Raw genomic sequence first — 1,303 nt, forward strand, 5'->3', positions numbered from 1 at the left:
AACCGAACCCACTGAAGCGCAGTTTCCAGAACTTACTGTTGATTGTCACGTAGTACCTCAGAAACAGGATACCGGTCTGAAGTTCCAGTCACCGCCCGTAGTTGGGGGACTCGCTCCGAGAGTTCCACAGGCGTGTGGCTGTCCGATCCAAGAACGAACTGGATTCCATACTCAGTGAACAGATATAGCACCGCTGGGTCAGGATGTACCCGCCCAAGTGATCCATGGACGCGGCCAGCATTCACTTCAGGGATTGTTCTGGAGTCAACAAGCGCACGCACAACCCGGTCATAATCTTCCCGCGCTCATCCGTAGCACATTGTTGATTTCACAGCGTTGCTTGAACAGCGTGTTTGAGAGCATCTCGGCCGGGTTTCCGAAACAGCTCTCGGCGTAGCTGAAACGCTCTAAGATACTGTGTCAGCTTGTCTTTGGAGATACCTCAGTGGGGCGAGAGCCACCGTCGCACCTGCGACGCGTGGCTCTCGCAGGTGTTGACGTGCACCTCATCGTCGGCGTATTCACCGTCGCCGTGGACGACGTATTCGCGGTCGAATACGTCGTCGTCTTCGAGCGGTTCGTATGCTCGAAAGCCGTCGGTATAGACAGTGAGCGACTCCTGCTGGCGGTCGGCCAGCAGGAGTCGAATCGTCGATTCGTCTGCGGCTTTCGCCGGGATCACGTACCGCTGTCCGGTGCCGCGGTCGGCGATGATGAAAACCGGTGGCTTGTCTCCATTATACGAACCACGCCCACGCGTGGACAGGCCACGCGAGCGCGACTCCCGGTCGCGCTCGCGGCCTTTCTTCCCGGCAGAGACGTACACTTCGTCGATTTCAACCGGTCCGACGAGTTCGAGGGAAGGCGCATCGAGCGCTCTAACGAAGCGCTCGATGCGCCGGTGCATGGTTTTGTGTGTGACTTCGATCTCGCACTGTAGTTGGCGGAGACTGGTGTTAAACCGGAGAAACGCGTAGATCGAGAACAACCACCGGCGGAGCGCAATCTTCGAGTGAGCGAAGATTGTCCCAGTCTTGTCGTTGAACGTGCGGTCGCAATTCTTACAGAGATACCGCTGAAACTCTCTGTAGCTGCCGTTTCTGACCGTCCGGTCAGAACGGCAGCGAGGACAGGTAACACCGTCACGCCAGCGAACCTGTTCCAGCAGGTCCGCCGCGACCGATTCCGATCCAAACACATCTAGCGGAATCATTCGTGTCGGGCACCGCTGACGCGGTGCCCTTGTCCTCTTCGAATCCACAGCTGCCGCTCAACAATATCCACAATCTCCTACGCAAGAGCG

At 57.5% G+C, this 1,303-nt stretch carries 1 pseudogene; it reads right to left on the bottom strand.

From position 1 onward, the window contains the following. Positions 1-328: 328 nt before the first annotated feature. Positions 329-1,213: pseudogene (locus G9463_RS23685) on the bottom strand (IS1595 family transposase). Positions 1,214-1,303: the final 90 nt, after the last annotated feature.

This window comes from Haloarcula sp. JP-Z28 (genome assembly GCF_011440255.1).
Lineage (GTDB): Archaea > Halobacteriota > Halobacteria > Halobacteriales > Haloarculaceae > Haloarcula > Haloarcula marismortui.